This is a genomic window from Klebsiella sp. BIGb0149, from assembly GCF_004362605.1.
Classification (GTDB): domain Bacteria; phylum Pseudomonadota; class Gammaproteobacteria; order Enterobacterales; family Enterobacteriaceae; genus Klebsiella; species Klebsiella terrigena.
This window is the reverse complement of the sequence record NZ_SNYG01000003.1, coordinates 414,433-431,108: the sequence shown is the minus strand read 5'-3', so window position 1 is coordinate 431,108 and position 16,676 is coordinate 414,433. Positions and strand designations below refer to the sequence as shown.

The window sequence follows — 16,676 nt, the reverse complement described above, 5'->3', positions numbered from 1 at the left end:
CAGCGGCGAAATTTGAGGGGTTGCTGAGCGGTGAGCGACAGGCTATTACTATTCATGGCCATGTAACTGGCGCCTTGAGACAGAATACTGTCGGGGAGCATGGTCGCGACCGCCGCGCGCCTGGGCATAACTTTGTCTGGTGGAGATAAGCTATGCCTGAATTGAGCTCGTTAATGACATTCGCGTTCGTTGCCCTGGGGCTGGTGCTGACCCCTGGGCCGAATATGATCTACCTGACCTCGCGCTCGATCTGCCAGGGCAAACGCGCCGGCCTGATCTCATTAGGCGGCGTGGCGCTAGGGTTTGTCTTTTATATGCTGTGCGCGGCCCTGGGGATTACCGCGCTGATTTTTGCGGTGCCCTATGCCTACGATATTTTGCGCATCAGCGGGGTCGTCTATTTACTCTACCTGGCCTGGCAGGCGATAAAACCGGGCGGTCGTTCGCTCTTTGCCGTGCGCGACCTGCCGGCAGACAGCGGCCGTAAGCTCTTTCTGATGGGCTTTATTACCAACCTGGCGAATCCTAAAATCGCCATTATGTATCTGTCGCTCTTACCGCAGTTTATCTCCCCCGGCCACGGCAGCATTCTCAGCCAGTCTTTGGTGCTCGGCTTCACCCAGACATTGATCAGCGTGGCGGTCAACGCGCTGATTGTGGTGATGGCCGGTGAGGTTTCGCTGTTTCTTACCGCTCGTCCGCTCTGGCAGCGCTTTCAGCGCTGGCTGATGGCGACGGTGCTGGCAGGGATGGCGGTTAAAATCGCCTTTGAGACGCGTAAATAGCGCCCGGGCAGGCGCGAGCCTGCCTTCTTCTGCACCAAATCTACGCATTGCCCCAAAACGACTCCCCATCCTGGTGTGCTGGCGCCGGGAAATATTCCATCCTTTTGATTTTATGCTAATTATTGTTTTGGCATATGCTTTGCAAGATAAAAACAGAAGGCAGCGCACCATACAATTTAGACGATCAAATAGCTGGCTAGGGTTCCGGTTCACCCAGGTGAATGACTGGTCCGAGAGCTGGCGACCTCTGCGAGGTTACACGGCGGGACAAAAGCCCGGGAGACAGCAGCACCAGTAGGTGTCGCGCTGCTCCTGTTTTTTGTGCCAACCAGAGGTTCATCATGAAGCGATCGCCACTACTCCGTTCTTTTGTTCTGTCACTGGCGCTGTTGGCCAGTTTCCCTTCCTTTGCCGCGGTGAAAAAAGAGTTCAACGTCTGCTGGACGATTTATGCCGGCTGGATGCCCTGGGGCGCCATCAGCAACGAAAAAATCATCGATAAATGGGCCAGTAAGTACGGTATCAAGATCAATATCGTGCAGCTCAACGACTACATCGAATCGATTAACCAGTATACCGCCGGCCAGTTCGACGGCTGCACCATGACCAATATGGATGCCCTGACCATTCCCGCCGCCGGCGGGGTGGATACCACCGCGTTGATTACCGGCAGCTACTCTGACGGCAACGATGGCGTGGTGCTGAAGGGCGCGGACAAAAAGCTGAGCGACCTGAAAGGGATGCAGGTTTACCTCCCGGAACTGTCGGTTTCCCACTATCTGCTGGTTCGCGGACTGGAAAAGGCCGGGCTGCAGGAGCGGGACGTCAAAGTGGTCAATACCTCTGACGCCGATATCGTTTCCGCTTTCGGCACCAGCAGCGTGCGCGCCGCCGTGGCGTGGAACCCGCAGCTGTCGGTTATCAAAAATACCCCACAAACCAGCGAAGTTTTTAGTTCATCCCAGGTACCTGGCGAGATCATCGACATGATGGTGGTCAACAGCCAAACCCTCAAGGACAACCCGGCGCTCGGCAAGGCGCTGACCGGCGCGTGGTTTGAAATGATGAGCAAAATGCAGGCCGGAGATAAGCCGGCGCTGAGCGCGATGGCGGCGGATTCCGGCACCGACCTCGCCGGCTATCAGGGGCAATTGAAAACCACCCATCTGTTCTGGACCGCTGCCGACGCGCTGAGGTTCATCTCCAGCCCCGATCTGGCAAAAACCATGCAGCGCGTGGCGCAATTCTCCTTCGATAAAGGGCTGCTGGGCGAGGACGCCCAGAGCGCCGACTTTATCGGCATGAGCTTCCCGGGCAAGGTCGCCGTCGGCGACGCGGGGAACGTCAGGCTGCGTTTCGACGATAGCTACCTGAAGATGGCCGCTGCGGGCCAGCTGTAATGATTGCTGACGGGAGTCAACGCCATGCGACAAATTAACCGCCATCCGCAGCAGGGCATGCGAATGATGCTGATGCTGATGCCCTTCGTGCTGCTGATCGCCGCCTGGGTTATCGGCTCTGCGGTGCGGCTGGAGGCCAATCCGCAGGACAAGCTGCTGCCCGGACTGTCGCAAATGGTTGCGGCCATCGAGCGAATGGCGTTCACGCCGGACAAACGCAGCGGCGAGTACCTGCTGTGGGCCGACACCCTGATAAGCCTGGGGCGCCTGCTGACCGGGCTGGCGCTCTCCTCGCTGATTGGCTTGTGCATCGGTATCGCCGCCGGCGTTTTTCCGCTCTACCGCGCCGCGCTGTCGCCGCTGATGACCGTGATTTCGATGATCCCGCCGCTGGCGATCCTGCCGGTGCTGTTTATCGTCTTTGGTCTCGATGAGCTCTCCAAGGTGATGCTGATTGTGATCGGCGTGACGCCAATGCTGGCGCGCGATCTGGAACAGCGGGCGCGGGAAATTCCGGCGGAGCTGTTTATTAAAGCGCAGACCCTCGGCGCCAACAGCTGGACGCTGGTGCTGCGGGTGGTGCTGCCGCAGCTGCTGTCGCGCCTGATCGTCTCCCTGCGCCTGCTGCTGGGCTCGGCGTGGCTGTTTCTGATATCGGCGGAGGCCATTTCCGCCACCGCCGGTCTCGGGTACCGCATTTTCCTTGTCCGCCGCTACATGGCGATGGACGTCATCATCCCCTACGTCATCTGGATAACCCTGCTGGCCTGGCTGATGGATCTGGCCCTGCGGCAGCTGCACAAAGCCTGCTTCCCGTGGGCGGAAGGAGGCCGGGCATGAGCTTTATTGCTATTAAAAATATCTGGCAGGAGTACGGCGACCACGTGGTGCTGGAGCGCATCAATCTCGAGGTCAGAGAGGGGGAGTTCTGTTCAATGGTCGGGGCCTCCGGCTGCGGAAAATCGACCTTTTTGCGCCTGCTGCTGGGCCAGGAAAAACCGACCCGCGGCGCAATTACCCTTGACGGCCAGCCGCTGGCCGCCGAGCCGGACCGCAGCCGCGGCGTGGTGTTCCAGCGCTATTCGGTATTTCCGCATCTCAACGTGCTGGATAACGTTGCGGTGGGCCTCGAGCTGCCGGCCTCGCCGCTGCTTGGCCGTCTTTTTGGCGCCCGCAGGCGCAACGCCCGCGAACGGGCGGCGCAGATGCTGGAGAAAGTCGGCCTCTCCCACGCGCTGGATAAGTACCCGGCGCAGCTCTCCGGCGGCATGCAGCAGCGGCTGGCTATCGCCCAGGCCTTCGTGATGCAGCCGCGCATCCTGCTGCTTGATGAGCCGTTTGGCGCGCTCGATCCGGGTATCCGCAAGGATATGCACGCGTTGCTTTTGCAGCTGTGGAGCGAAACGCGGATGACGGTCTTTATGGTGACCCACGATTTGGCCGAGGGCTTCAATCTCGGGACCCGGCTGCTGGTCTTTGACAAGGTGCGCCACGACCCGCAGGCGCCCAACGCCTGGGGCGCGCGCATAACCTACGACATACCGCTTAACGAATCCCGCATGTCGCAGATGCTCGGTACCGGCAGCGATAACAACGTTTATGCATTAAGGAGATAGTCAGATGAAGCCACTTTTTCACTCCGCACCGAGCCTGCGCGAAGAGCTTGTCCCGGGCGGCGGCCATACCTCGTTTATTCTGCGCCGCGGGCAAATTCTGCGCCTGACCGATATCGACGGCGATGCCAACGTCAGCATGATGATGCTCAATCCGCATGAAAAGAGCGAACGCCTGAACCTGCCGGATACGCTGAAAGGTCAGCATACCGCGCGCCTGACGGCCGGGCACTGTTTCTACTCCGATATGGGCCGCGTGCTGGCCGGGATCGTCGCCGATAGCAGCGGCTGGCACGATCCGTTCGGTGGGGTGCTCAACGCCGAAGAGACCTTAGAAAAGTACGGCGCGGGACGCTACCAGGAGCTGCGTAACGGCTACTACCGCAACGGCGTCGATAACCTGCTGGTTGAAATGGGCAAATGGGATCTGGGCCTGGAAGATCTGCTGATGGTGGTCAACTTCTTCAGCAAGGTCACCGTCGCCGCCGACGGCAGCTTCCATTTCTGCGCCGCACCCTCCAGCGCCGGGCGCTACGTCGAGCTGTTCGCGCCGATGGACGTGCTGATTGTCCTCACCGCGCTGCCGCATCCGCAGGACCCCGCCACGGAATATGCGCCGCGTCCGGTCCAGCTGAGCTGGTACCAGGCCGATGATGAAGCGGCGGCGGTCGCCTCGCTATTGACCCGCGATGAAAACCAGCGCGCGTTTGCCAATACCCAACTTTTTGCCCTCTGAGGAGCCGATCATGAGCCTTGTTACCAGTCCCCGCAACCCGGCTGATGCCGTTTATCGTCACGTGATCCCGGCGGGCGAACCCTGGCTGTTCGAAGTGAAGAAAGGGCAAACCCTGCGGCTGCTCGATCTTGAAGGCAACCAGGCTATCGATACCCTGTTTTATAACGCCGATAACCCGCGTGAACGCTACGATCCGCAGCGCACGCTGCGTCGCCAGGGGAATGCCTATCTGACGACCGGCAGCGTGCTGTTCTCCAATCTCGGTCGGCCGCTGCTGACCATCGTTGCCGATACCTGCGGGCGCCACGACACCCTCGGCGGCGCCTGCGCCCAGGAGAGCAATACCGTGCGCTACGCTGCGGATAAGCGCTATATGCACAGCTGCCGGGACAACTTCCTCTGCGCCTGCCTGCACGACGGCCGCCTGCACAAGCGCGATATCGGCGCCAATATCAACTTCTTTATGAACGTGCCGGTGACGGAAGAAGGCGGGCTGACCTTCGAAGATGGTATCTCCGCCGCCGGGAAATACGTCGAGCTGCGCGCGGAGTGTAACGCGATGGTGCTGATTTCCAACTGCCCGCAGCTGAATAACCCCTGCAACGGCTGGAATCCAACCCCGGCAGAGGTGCTGGTATGGAACTGACCCGCTGGCAGCGCTGGCGGCTGATGGCCTATCGCCTGTTTGCCGTCCGTGCCGATCGTCTGAACGGTACGCCGTCGCGCAAATTCTGACGCCGATGCGCCCCGGGGACGACCCCGGGAAGAACGCTATTTTGCTGCGGGACGACCCGCCCTGATGTGAGTCCCGCTTATGTTTAACACGCTACTTATTGCCAACCGCGGCGCTATCGCCTGCCGCATTCTGCGCACGCTGCGCGCTATGCGGGTTAAAGGCGTCGCCGTCTATTCCGATGCCGATCTCAGCAGCCTGCATATCCGCGAGGCCGATGAAGCGCTTAGCCTCGGCGACGGCCCGGCGGCGCAAACCTATCTGGTGGTGGAGAAAATCATCGCCGCCGCGCGGCAAAGCGGCGCCGAGGCGATCCACCCCGGCTACGGCTTCCTGTCGGAAAACGCCGCCTTCGCCGAAGCCTGCGAAGCCGCCGGGCTGGTATTCGTCGGCCCGACGCCGCAGCAGCTGCGGACCTTTGGCCTTAAACATACCGCCAGGGCGCTGGCTAAAGCGCAGGGCCTGCCGCTGCTGGAAGGCACCGGGCTGCTGGCCGATAGCGCCGAGGCGTGCCGCGCCGCGCAGGAGATTGGCTATCCGGTGATGCTGAAAAGCACCGCCGGCGGCGGCGGGATCGGCATGCGGGTGTGTCACGATGCCGACGAGCTGGCGGAGGCCTTTGAAACCGTTCGCCGCCTCGGGCAGAACAACTTTAGCGATGCCGGCGTGTTCGTCGAAAAATATATTTCCCGCGCCCGTCACCTCGAAGTGCAGATCTTTGGCGACGGGCAGGGGGAGGTTATCGCCCTCGGCGTGCGCGACTGTTCGATTCAGCGACGTAACCAGAAGGTTATCGAAGAGACGCCGGCCCCCAACCTGCCTGAGGGGATGGCGCAGGCGCTGTGCGAGGCGGCAATCGCCCTGGGCAAAGCGGTGAGCTACCGCAGCGCCGGGACGGTGGAATTTGTTTACGATAGCCTGGCGCAGCGCTTCTATTTTCTTGAGGTTAATACCCGCCTGCAGGTTGAGCACGGGGTGACCGAGCAGGTCTGGGGCGTCGATCTGGTGCGCTGGATGGTAGCCCTGGCGGCGGGGGATTTGCCGCCGCTCTCCCGGCTGATGGCGGATCTGCAGCCGCGCGGCCACGCGATTCAGGCGCGGATCTACGCCGAAGATCCCGGCCGTCAGTTCCAGCCGTCGCCGGGGCTGCTCAGCGAAGCGATCTTCCCGCAGGCGGATGGGGTAAACCTGCGGATTGACCGCTGGGTGGAGGCCGGCTGCGAGGTGCCGCCGTTCTTCGACCCGATGCTGGCAAAAACCATCGCCTGGCAGCCAGACCGCGATCGGGCCATTGCCCACCTCGGCGAAGCCCTGGCGGCAACCTGGCTGTACGGCGTGGAAACCAATCGTCTCTATCTGCAGCAGATTCTGGCTTTCGCCCCCTTTGCCGACGGCGAACCCTGGACCCGCTGCCTTGAGCAGCTGGATTATCAGGCGGCGACCGTCGAAGTCCTGAGCGCCGGGACCCAGACCAGCGTTCAGGACTATCCGGGGCGCCTCGGATACTGGGCGGTGGGCGTACCGCCTTCGGGGCCGATGGACGACCGGGCGCTGCGCCTGGGTAACCGGCTACTTGGGAACCCGGAGGGCGAAGCGGCGCTGGAAATCACCCTCAGCGGGCCAACGCTGAAGTTTAACTGTCTCGCCCAGGCCGCGATATGCGGCGCAGCGGCTGCGGTGACCCTCGACGGCGTGGCTCAGCCGATGAACCGCGTCTTCACTATTCCCGCCGGCGCGACGCTGAAAATAGGCCCGGTGACCGGCGCGGGCGTGCGCAGCTATCTCTGCCTGCGCGGCGGTATTCAGGTGCCGGACTATTTAGGCAGTAAAAGCACCTTTACTCTCGGACAGTTTGGCGGCCACGCCGGACGCGCGCTGCGCGGCGGAGACGTTCTGCACCTGGCCTCCCGCAGCGCGGACAGCGTCGGCGCTGCGCTGCCCGCCGCGCTGCAGACCTCGCTGGACGCGGTGCGAACGCTGCGGGTCATCTATGGCCCCCACGGCGCGCCGGAATTCTTTGCCGCAGAGTACATCGCCACCTTTTTTGCCACCGACTGGGAAGTGCATTTCAACTCCAGTCGTACCGGCGTGCGGCTGATTGGCCCGCAGCCGCTGTGGGCCCGCGACAGCGGCGGTGAGGCGGGGCTGCATCCGTCGAATATTCACGATAATCCCTATGCTATCGGCGCGGTCGACTTTACCGGCGACATGCCGGTGATCCTCGGCCCGGACGGCCCGAGCCTCGGCGGCTTTGTCTGCCCGGTCACGGTGATTGAGGCCGACCTGTGGCAGCTCGGCCAGCTGAAAGCCGGGGATAAGGTGCGCTTTGTGGCGGTCGATTTAGCCACCGCCCGTCGCCTGGCGCAGGGCCGCCGCGAAGAGCTGGCAACCCTTGAGCCCGCGGCTATCGCCTGGCAGCCTGCGCCGCTGGCGTCGCCGGTGGTGATGTCCTGCGGGGAAGCCAATAAGCGGCTGGTGGCGCGACTCTCCGGCGATACCCATCTGCTGCTGGAGGCCGGAGAGGCTGAGCTGGATCTGGTGCTGCGCTTTCGCATCCACGCGCTGATGCAGGCGCTGGAGGGCCAGGCCCGGGCGGGCGTCATCGACCTGACGCCGGGGATCCGCTCTTTACAGGTTCACTTCCAGCCGGAAACTCTGCCCCTCGATGCGCTGCTGGCATGGGTGCGCGCGGAATGGGCGACGGTGTGCGTCAGCGATGACCTTGAGGTTCCCACGCGGGTGGTGCACCTGCCGCTGTCGTGGGACGATCCGGCCTGCCGCAAGGCGATCGATAAATATATGACCACCGTTCGCCGCGACGCGCCCTGGTGCCCCAGCAATCTTGAATTTATCCGGCGGATTAACGATCTGCCCGACGAACGGGCGGTATGGGATACGGTGTTTGACGCCAGCTACCTGGTGATGGGGCTGGGGGATGTCTATCTCGGCGCGCCGGTGGCTACGCCTCTCGACCCGCGCCACCGGCTGGTGACCACCAAATACAACCCGGCGCGCACCTGGACGGCGGAAAACTCGGTCGGGATTGGCGGCGCCTACCTGTGCGTGTACGGCATGGAAGGTCCAGGCGGCTACCAGTTTGTCGGCCGCACGCTGCAAATGTGGAATCGCTATCACGAGGTGGCTGATTTTGCCGGCAAGCCTTGGCTGCTGCGCTTCTTCGACCAGCTGCGCTTCTATCCGGTCTCTGCCGAAGAGCTGCTGCAGATCCGTCGTGATTTTCCGCTCGGCCGCTATCCGCTGCGCATTGAGCACAGCACCCTGCGGCTGGCGGAGTATCAGCAGTTCCTTGCGCGCGAGGCCACGAGCATTGACGCTTTCCGCCAGCACCAGCAGCGCGCGTTTAATGAGGAGCGCGATCGCTGGATAGCCAGCGGCCAGGCGCATTTCGAGAGCCAGGAGACGGCGATCGAAGAGGGTGAGGACGCGCCGCTGCAGCACGGGCAGCAGGGGGTAGAAAGCCCCGTTTCCGGCAACCTGTGGCAGGTGCAAACCGCCCCGGGCAGCCGGGTGCGCGCCGGGGACGTTCTGCTGGTGCTGGAGTCGATGAAAATGGAGATTCCGCTGCTGGCCCCCTGCGACGGGGTGATCGCCGAGGTTAACGTTCAGCCGGGGGCCTCGGTTCGTGCCGGGCAGCGGGTGGCGGTAATAATGGAGGAAAACGTATGAATCAGCACAGTTTTGATTTACGCCTGAGTACCCTGGCGACGGGCTATCGCGATGGTCGGCTGACGCCCCGGGCGCTGATGGCGGAGCTGCGCCAGCGCGCCAGCGCGCTCAATCCAGAGTATCAGCTGTTTATTCATATTCTGACGGCAGAGGAGCAGGAGCCCTGGCTGGCGGCGCTGGACGGCGTGGCGCCGGAGACCCTGCCGCTGTACGGCGTGCCGTTTGCGATTAAGGATAATATCGATCTCGCCGGGATCGTCACCACCGCCGGGTGTCCGGCGTTCGCCTATACCGCCGAGCGGGACGCGACGATTGTGGCTCAGCTGATTGCGCTGGGCGCGGTTCCGGTCGGTAAAACCAACCTCGACCAGTTTGCCACCGGCCTCAACGGCACGCGATCGCCGTACGGACGCTGTCGTAACGCCGTGCACCCGGCGTATCCGTCGGGCGGTTCGAGCGCCGGTTCGGCGCTGGCGGTGGCGCTCGGCGTCGCCAGCTTTGCGCTCGGTACGGACACCGCCGGCAGCGGGCGGGTTCCGGCATCGTTAAATAACCTGGTGGGGCTGAAGGCCAGCAAAGGGCTGATCTCTACCGCCGGGGTGGTGCCGGCCTGCAGGACGCTCGATTGCACGACCTTTTTTACCGCCACCGCCGCCGAGTCCAGCCGGCTGCTGGCGCTGACCGCCGCCGTCGATCCGCGCGATGCCTACAGCCGACGCAATCCGCAGTGGAACGGGGAGCAGGCCTTCGGCGCGCCGGCGCCGGGCTTTCGCTTCGGCGTTCCGCTGACGCTCAACTTCCTCGGCTGCGCGCAGAGTGAAGCGCTGTTTTTACAGGCCAAAGCGCGGCTGCAGGCCCTCGGCGGCGTGGCGGTGAATATCGATATGGCGCCGTTTCTCGCCGCCGCCAGCCTGCTGTACGACGGGCCCTGGGTGGCGGAGCGCTACGCGGTGGCGGGGCCGCTAATTGAACGGCAGCCGGAGGCGGTTCTGCCGGTGATCCGCGACGTGCTGGCGAAGGCGCCGCAGGCCGATGCGGTCGCCGCGTTTAAGGCCATGTATCAGCTGCAGGCCTATAAAGCGCAGGGCGACGCGCTGCTCGACGGCGTGGATTGCGTCCTGACGCCGACCTATCCGCGTCCGGTCACCCTTGCGGAGCTGGAAGCGGAGCCGGTGAAGCGCAACGCCGATCTGGGCTATTACACCAACTTTATGAATTTACTGGACTATGCGGCCGTCAGCGTGCCGACTGGCTTTTTGGCGAACGGTCTGCCTTCCGGCGTAACGCTCTTTGGCCGGGCGTTTACCGACCAGTATCTCCTCGGGCTGGCCGATGCCTTCCAGCGGGCGCAGCCGCTGCCGCTTGCCGGCGGGGCGCAGATAGCGCCTGCGCCGCCGGCGAGCGTAGCCAGCCACGATCGCCAGGCGCTGGTGGTGTGCGGCGCACATCTCGACGGGCTGGCGCTGAACGGACAGCTGCGGGAGCGGGGCGGACGCCTGCTGGCGGCAACGGAAAGCGCGGCCTGCTATCGCCTCTACGCGCTGGCCGACGGCAGGCGTCCGGGGATGGTGCGGGACGAAAGCGGCGGGGCGGCCATTGCGGTGGAGGTGTGGGAGCTGCCCTCCGCCGAGCTGGGATCGCTCCTGGCGGCGATTCCGGCTCCGCTGGGATTGGGTAAAGTGGAGCTGGCGGACGGGCGCTGGCTCAGCGGCTTTATCTGCGAGGGGTACGGCCTGCAGGGGGCGACCGATATTACGGCCTACGGCGGATGGCGGGCCTGGCTGGCGCGCTAGGTGACGGTGTCACATTATCCCGAAAAAAATCGCGTCGGCCCGCCCTGGGCCGGCGCTACTCACATGCTGAAACATTTCTGCCAATTCATTAGCAACCTTTCCGTAGGGCTACCGCGCCGATAAGGCTATCCTTCCCCGCTTTTAATTTTTTGGCTTCTTATTGAAACTCAGGTGAATTACCGCCAATGACTCTATTGAGAGATGAAATTCGCGATCACTCAGCGGAAGAGATGCTGTTTATTCGCCGGGCCGTGGTGGCTTTTATCCTGGTGGTGGTCTGCTTTAGCATTCTGATCGTTAACCTCTATCGGCTGCAGGTCAAACAGCACGATTTCTATCAGACCCGCTCGAACCAGAACGATATTAAAATGCTGCCTATCGCGCCGAGCCGCGGGCTGATATTCGATCGCAACGGCGTTCCGCTGGTCCAGAACATCACCCTCTATCGCCTGCAGCTGATCCCCAGCAAAATCGCCGACATGAAGGCGCTGCTGCAGCAGCTGACGCCGATCGTTGATTTAACCCCCGATGATATCGCCGGCTTCCGCGACGATATGCTGCACAACAGCCGCTACAAAGAGGTTACGCTAAAATCCGCGCTCAGCGACGTCGAAGTGGCGCGCTTCGCGGTGAACGAATTCCATTTCCCCGGCGTAACCGTGGAGAACTACCAGCAGCGTGATTACCCTTACGGCGCCGAGCTGGCGCACGTTGTCGGCTACGTCTCGAAAATTAACGATAGCGATCTGCAGCGGCTGGCCAAAAACGGCGAGGCCGAGAACTATGCCGCCGACCACAATATCGGCAAACAGGGTATTGAAGGCTATTACGAACAGGAGCTGCACGGTACCACCGGCTACCAGGAGGTCGAGGTGGATAACCACGGGCGGGTGGTGCGGCTGCTGAAAGAGGTGCCGCCGGTCGCCGGCAAAAATATCTATCTGACGCTCGATCTGCATCTGCAGCAGTATATTGAATCGGTGCTCAAGGGGCAGCGTGCGGCGGTGGTGGCGGTCGATCCGCGCGACGGCGGGGTGCTGGCGATGGTTTCCAGCCCGAGCTACGATCCCAATCCCTTTGTGAAAGGCATTGGCTATCAGGCCTACCGTTCGCTGCTCGATAACGCCGACCGGCCGCTGATTAACCGCGTCACCCAGGGGCTCTACCCGCCGGCCTCGACGGTTAAACCCTATATGGCGCTCTCGGCGCTTTCGGCCGGGGTGATTACGCCCACCACCACCTTCTTCGGCGCGCCGACCTGGACGCTGCCGGGCACCCAGCGCCGCTATCGCGACTGGCTGAAAACCGGACACGGCATGCTCAACGTTACCAAGGCCATTGAAGAGTCGGCGGATACCTTCTTCTACCAGGTGGCCTTTGAGATGGGGATCGACCGGATTCACACCTGGCTGAGCAAGTTTGGCTACGGCCAGCCGACGGGGATCGACCTCAACGAAGAGTATTCCGGGGTGCTGCCGAGCCGGGAATGGAAGCAGCGGGTTCATAAGAAGCCGTGGTATCAAGGGGATACCATCTCGGTCGGCATCGGCCAGGGCTACTGGATTGCCACCCCGATTCAGATGGTGAAAGCGCTGACGACGCTGATCAACAACGGCAAGGTGAAGAACCCGCATCTGCTCTACTCCATGAAGCGCGGCAATAAGGTTGAGCGCTATCAGCCGCCGCAAAACGCGGCGCAGGTGGGCGATCCGAAATCGCCGTACTGGGGGATTGTGCGCAACGGGATGTACGGCATGGCCAACCTGCCAAACGGCACCGGCTACAAGCTGTTCCATACCGCGCCGTATCAGATTGCCGCGAAGTCCGGGACCTCGCAGGTCTTCAGCCTGAAGGAGAACCAGACCTACAACGCGAAAATGATCCCGGTCAGGCTGCGTGACCACATTTTCTATACCCTGTTTGCCCCGTATCAGCATCCGCGGGTGGCGATGGCGCTGATTCTTGAGAACGGCGGCGGCGACGGCGTGGTGGCAGGCCCTACGGCACGCGCCATTCTTGACCATATCTTCGACCCGGCTAACGCGCCGGCGGCGGCAGAGGGTGGCGCAGAGGCTAACGTTCCTCAGGTCGATAGCGCCGACGCGCAGTAGGACAGGGCCCGGCCGCCGCGGCGGCCGGGCGCGACTTCAGGCGGTAAAGCCGCCGTCAACTTTGAGTCCGGCGCCGTTAACGTAGGAGGACCCGGGGCCGGCAAGCCAGCTGACCAGATTTGCCACTTCCTCCGGGGTGCCGAGCCGTTTTTGTGGGTTCGCGTCGCGCAGCCACTGGCCGATAGCGCCGGTACCCGGCGTCATATCGCTGATAACCGGCCCTGGCTGGACGTCATTCACCGTAATGCCGCGTTCGGCTAAATCCCACGCCAGCCCCCTGACCATGCGCGCCACCGCCGCTTTGGTCAAACCGTAGACCGTTGAGCCCGGCGCCCCGGCTTTTGCGCCGGCAATGCTGCCGGTGGTGATAATGCGCCCGCCGCGGCGCAGATGAGCAAGGGCGGCCTTCACCGCCACGAACGGGCCACGAACGTTGACAGCATACATGCGGTCAAAATCGCTCAGCGAAAAGTCGTCAATGGTGCCGGTTTTCAACATCCCGGCGTTGTACACCAGAATATCCAGCCCGCCGAGGATCGCCGCCGCGCGATTGACGGCTTCGGCGAGCGCGGCCGGGTCGGCGCTGTCGGCCTGCAGAGCCTGCACGTTGTTCCCCGCCCGCTGAAAATCCGCCAGCCGCTGCTCAACCTGCGCGGAAGGGGTAATCCACGTAAAGACGACCGCGGCGCCGTCGGCAACCAGCTTCTCTACGATGGCGGCGCCAATACCGCGTGAACCACCAATGACCAGCGCCGTTTTGCCGCTGAGTGCTGCTGTTTTCATCACTTACTCCTTTCTGGATTGATTAGTCCGGAATTGGGCCAAAAAAAGCTCCCCGCAGGGGAGCGGTTACAGATTCCGCAGGGCGATATCGATGATTTGTCGCAGGCTTTCCGCAGGCGCGCCGGCGCGGGCGCTGACCTTCAGACCGTTCAACAGGGTGCCCAGATAGCGGGCTGCAGCATCCGGCGCAAGATGAGCGTCGATCTCACCGCTTTGTTGCCCCTGATGGATCCGCGCCTCCAGCGCAGCCAGCAAGCGGCGCGAGGCCAACTCGCCCGTGGCCACGATGTCCGGGTCGCTGATGCCAAATTCGCAGATCGCGCTGACGCCAAGGCAGCCCTCTTCAGCCGGACGCCGGGCGAACGTAACCAGCGCATGGGCCAACGCCGCCTTTGCCGACGTCACCTGCGCCATGCTGCGGATAATGTCGCTCACGCTATCGTCGGTATAGCGTGAGAGCGCCCGCAGATAGAGCTGACGTTTGTCGCCAAAGGTGTCATAGAGGCTCTGACGGCTAATGCCCATCGCTTTGAGCAGGGTATCTGTAGAGGCTCCGCTGAATCCGCGATCGGCAAATACCTTAATCGCCTGATCCAGCACCTCGTGTTCATCGAATGCTTTATTTCTCGCCATAGCCGCCACTGTAGTTCTTTCCGGACTGAACGGTCAAGAATGATGCTTTGCCGTTTTGTGCGGCTCCGGTTGGGGTAGGCCATCCGCCACCTTTATTCCCGCACGGCGTGACTCATAGATATTGGTTATTTGCCGAAACCGCCGCTTTTCTCCATAGTGAAGCGTCGGGGTAAGCATTGAGGGAAAAAGGTAATGGCATTGAGAAACAAGCTGCTTATTGTGCAGACCGGCACGCCGCCGCAGGAGATTGTCGCCGATCACGGCGACCTGCCGCGATGGTTCGCCGACCTGCTGGCGCCGTGGCGGGAGCAGATCAGCGCGGTGCGCGTATTTGCCGGCGAGCCGCTTCCGGCACCGGATAACGATACGGTGGCGGTGATCACCGGCTCCTGGGATATGGTGACGGAACGCCTGGCGTGGAGCGAGATGACCGCGGAGTGGATCCGCGCCGCGATGACCATCGAGATGCCGCTGTTTGGCGTCTGCTACGGTCATCAGCTGATGGCCCACGCGCTGGGCGGCGAGGTGGATTACCATCCGGCCGGGCGCGAAACCGGCAGCAAAACCATTTCGCTCTCGGCCGCTGGCCGTGATGATAGCCTGATTGCCGACCATCCCGAGCCCTTCAGCGCCCACCTGACGCACCTGCAAACGGTGATCAAACTGCCGCAGGGGGCGACGGTACTGGCCTCGTCCGAGCACGATCCGCATCAGATCGTTCGCTACGGTGCCCACGCGCTGTCGACCCAGTTCCACCCCGAAATCACCCCGGAGATTGCCCGCTCGCTGATTTACTACCGCCAGGCGGTGCTGCGCAGTGAGGGGATTGACCCGGACAGGCTGAGCGGTGCGGTTGAGGAGAGCCCGGTGGCCTCGGCGATTTTGACCCGCTTTGTCGCTCACTATCTGACCCCGGATCGCCGAACGGCTTAAGCCTGCGGCGCTTTCTCCTGCAGCCAGGCCGCCGTTTCGCGAAGAATTTCGTCCGAGAGCGCCGAATCGCTGGTCATTCGCGCCAGAATCACCGCCCCGACCATCGCCGACCAGCTGCCGACGGCCGCGCGGCGCCTCGCCGCGTCATCTTCCCCGTTAACCGTCTTGCTCAGATTGGCTATCTGCTGCTTGAGCCCGGCGGTCATTTCGCTCCGCGCCGGTTCCGACTGGCGGATAGTGTCCGCCGCCAGCGCCGCCAGCGGGCAGCCGCCGGCACAATTATCCCGGTGTTCGGGAGAGAGGTAGCGTTCGATTTGCGGCGCGCTGCCGTTTTCAACGGCGCCGCTCGCTGTCTGCAGCTCCGCCAGGGTCAGGGCGATCAGCTCATCCTTCGATTTGAAGTAGCCGTAAAATCCGCCGTGGGTAAGACCCGCTGATTTCATGATATCGGTGACCGTGACCGCATCAAAACCCCGCTCGCGAAACAGACGACCGGCGGCGGCAAGGATTGTCTGCTTATTCTCTTCGACCTGTTTTCTGCTCACTCTCATGGCGTTATCTCGCGCTGAAAATTATTTATGATGACCATCATATAACATTATTTACAGCATACCCAGCCTGTGACATTATTCATGACGACCATCATGTATAAATCCAGGAGAGTACCGAATGAGCAGCAAATCAACCGTACTGGTAACCGGCGCATCGACCGGGATTGGCGCAGTCTACGCCGAACGCTTTGCCCAACGCGGCCACGATCTGGTTCTCGTCGCGCGCAATACCGAACGCCTTACCGCGCTGGCCCAGCGTCTGCGCAGCGAGGCCGGGGTGCAGGTCGACATTTTAACCGCCGATCTGACTAACGATGACGACGTTGCCGCCGTCGAGCAGCATCTGCGGGAAGATACGCGCATCGGCATTCTGATTAACAATGCCGGCACCGCCATTCCCGGCGATTTTATCAACCAGAACGGGGAAGAGATCTCCCGGCTGATTGCGCTCAACGTAACGGCGGTGACCCGCCTGGCCCACGCTATCGCTCCCCGGCTGGCGGCCGCGGGGGAAGGGGCGATCGTCAACATCGCCTCGGTTGTCGGACTGGCTCCGGAAATGGGCCTGACGGTGTATGGCGCAACCAAAGCCTTTGTGCTGTTTCTCTCTCAGGCGCTCGACGTGGAGCTGTCCGCCAGGGGAGTCTACGTTCAGGCGGTGCTGCCGGCGGCAACCCGCACCGAGATTTGGCAGCGCAGCGGCAAAGACGTTGATACCATTCCCGGCCTGATGGAGGTGGATAAACTGGTGGATGCGGCGCTGGCGGGTTTCGATCGCCGCGAATTAGTCACTATTCCGCCGCTGCATGACGAAGCGCAGTGGAGCGCCATGAATGCGGCGCGCCAGGCGATGCTGCCCGGCTTCGCGCAGTCGGAACCGGCACCGCGCTACCGCGCCTGACGCCTTTTCGTGACGTT

14 protein-coding genes and 2 riboswitches are annotated in these 16,676 nt (G+C 62.5%); of the genes, 11 read left to right on the top strand and 3 right to left on the bottom strand.

The genetic code is table 11. From position 1 onward, the window contains the following. The first annotated feature begins 52 nt into the window (after positions 1–52). Positions 53–133, top strand: a riboswitch (ZMP/ZTP riboswitch). Positions 134–152: 19 nt separating this feature from the next. The 9 genes from EDF75_RS13860 to mrdA all read left to right on the top strand — a co-directional run bounded on the left by EDF75_RS13860 (position 153) and on the right by mrdA (position 12,858). Further along, positions 153–785: a LysE family translocator gene (locus tag EDF75_RS13860; protein WP_133599825.1), complete on the top strand. Its 633-nt coding sequence runs from the start codon at positions 153–155 to the stop codon at positions 783–785. 185 nt (positions 786–970) lie between these two features. Further along, positions 971–1,069: riboswitch (guanidine-I (ykkC/yxkD leader) on the top strand. Between the two features lie 57 nt (positions 1,070–1,126). Continuing rightward, positions 1,127–2,185 (top strand): putative urea ABC transporter substrate-binding protein, encoded by a 1,059-nt coding sequence (locus EDF75_RS13855; protein WP_133599824.1) that lies wholly within the window; start codon positions 1,127–1,129, stop codon positions 2,183–2,185. Between the two features lie 24 nt (positions 2,186–2,209). After that, positions 2,210–3,025 carry an ABC transporter permease gene (locus tag EDF75_RS13850; protein WP_133599823.1) on the top strand — a complete coding sequence of 272 codons (816 nt, stop codon included), beginning with the start codon at positions 2,210–2,212 and terminating at the stop codon, positions 3,023–3,025. Continuing rightward, positions 3,022–3,801, top strand: coding sequence for an ABC transporter ATP-binding protein (locus EDF75_RS13845; protein WP_133599822.1), 780 nt, complete (start codon positions 3,022–3,024; stop codon positions 3,799–3,801). Before EDF75_RS13850 ends, EDF75_RS13845 begins: the two co-directional genes overlap by 4 nt. 4 nt (positions 3,802–3,805) lie before the next feature. Next, the gene (locus EDF75_RS13840; protein ID WP_133599821.1) at positions 3,806–4,534 is read left to right on the top strand and encodes an urea amidolyase associated protein UAAP1; all 729 of its coding nucleotides are present in this window, start codon (positions 3,806–3,808) and stop codon (positions 4,532–4,534) included. A 10-nt stretch (positions 4,535–4,544) separates the two neighbouring features. Continuing rightward, complete coding sequence (locus EDF75_RS13835) at positions 4,545–5,180, top strand: urea amidolyase associated protein UAAP2 (protein WP_133599820.1); 636 nt, start codon at positions 4,545–4,547, stop codon at positions 5,178–5,180. Positions 5,181–5,348: 168 nt separating this feature from the next. Beyond that, entirely contained in the window at positions 5,349–8,954 is a 3,606-nt protein-coding gene (gene uca, locus EDF75_RS13830; RefSeq protein WP_133599819.1) for an urea carboxylase, read from the top strand. Next, positions 8,951–10,747, top strand: coding sequence for an allophanate hydrolase (gene atzF / locus EDF75_RS13825; RefSeq protein WP_133599818.1), 1,797 nt, complete (start codon positions 8,951–8,953; stop codon positions 10,745–10,747). The genes uca and atzF overlap by 4 nt, the downstream gene beginning before the upstream one ends. A gap of 185 nt (positions 10,748–10,932) precedes the next feature. Next, positions 10,933–12,858 carry a penicillin-binding protein 2 gene (gene mrdA, locus EDF75_RS13820; protein WP_166646180.1) on the top strand — a complete coding sequence of 642 codons (1,926 nt, stop codon included), beginning with the start codon at positions 10,933–10,935 and terminating at the stop codon, positions 12,856–12,858. A gap of 36 nt (positions 12,859–12,894) precedes the next feature. Here the strand turns inward: mrdA and EDF75_RS13815 are convergent, their stop codons facing one another. Together EDF75_RS13815 and EDF75_RS13810 are read right to left on the bottom strand one after the other, a co-directional pair. Then, a complete protein-coding gene (locus EDF75_RS13815; RefSeq protein ID WP_133599817.1) occupies positions 12,895–13,641 on the bottom strand; it encodes an SDR family NAD(P)-dependent oxidoreductase in 747 nt (248 codons plus the stop codon). A 66-nt stretch (positions 13,642–13,707) separates the two neighbouring features. Continuing rightward, complete coding sequence (locus EDF75_RS13810; protein WP_133599816.1) at positions 13,708–14,274, bottom strand: TetR/AcrR family transcriptional regulator; 567 nt, start codon at positions 14,272–14,274, stop codon at positions 13,708–13,710. 192 nt (positions 14,275–14,466) lie between these two features. Between EDF75_RS13810 and EDF75_RS13805 the strand changes: the two genes are divergently transcribed. Beyond that, on the top strand, positions 14,467–15,207 hold the full coding sequence (locus EDF75_RS13805) for a glutamine amidotransferase (protein WP_133599815.1): 741 nt from the start codon (positions 14,467–14,469) through the stop codon (positions 15,205–15,207). On the opposite strand, the gene EDF75_RS13800 is transcribed toward EDF75_RS13805, so the two are convergent. Then, positions 15,204–15,758: a TetR/AcrR family transcriptional regulator gene (locus tag EDF75_RS13800; RefSeq protein WP_133599814.1), complete on the bottom strand. Its 555-nt coding sequence runs from the start codon at positions 15,756–15,758 to the stop codon at positions 15,204–15,206. The two genes, EDF75_RS13805 and EDF75_RS13800, sit on opposite strands and share 4 nt — an antisense overlap. Positions 15,759–15,876: 118 nt before the next feature. Here EDF75_RS13800 and EDF75_RS13795 point away from each other — a divergent pair, with 118 nt between their 5' ends. Then, positions 15,877–16,659, top strand: a complete 783-nt coding sequence (locus EDF75_RS13795; protein ID WP_133599813.1) for an SDR family NAD(P)-dependent oxidoreductase — start codon at positions 15,877–15,879, stop codon at positions 16,657–16,659. Positions 16,660–16,676 lie beyond the last annotated feature (17 nt).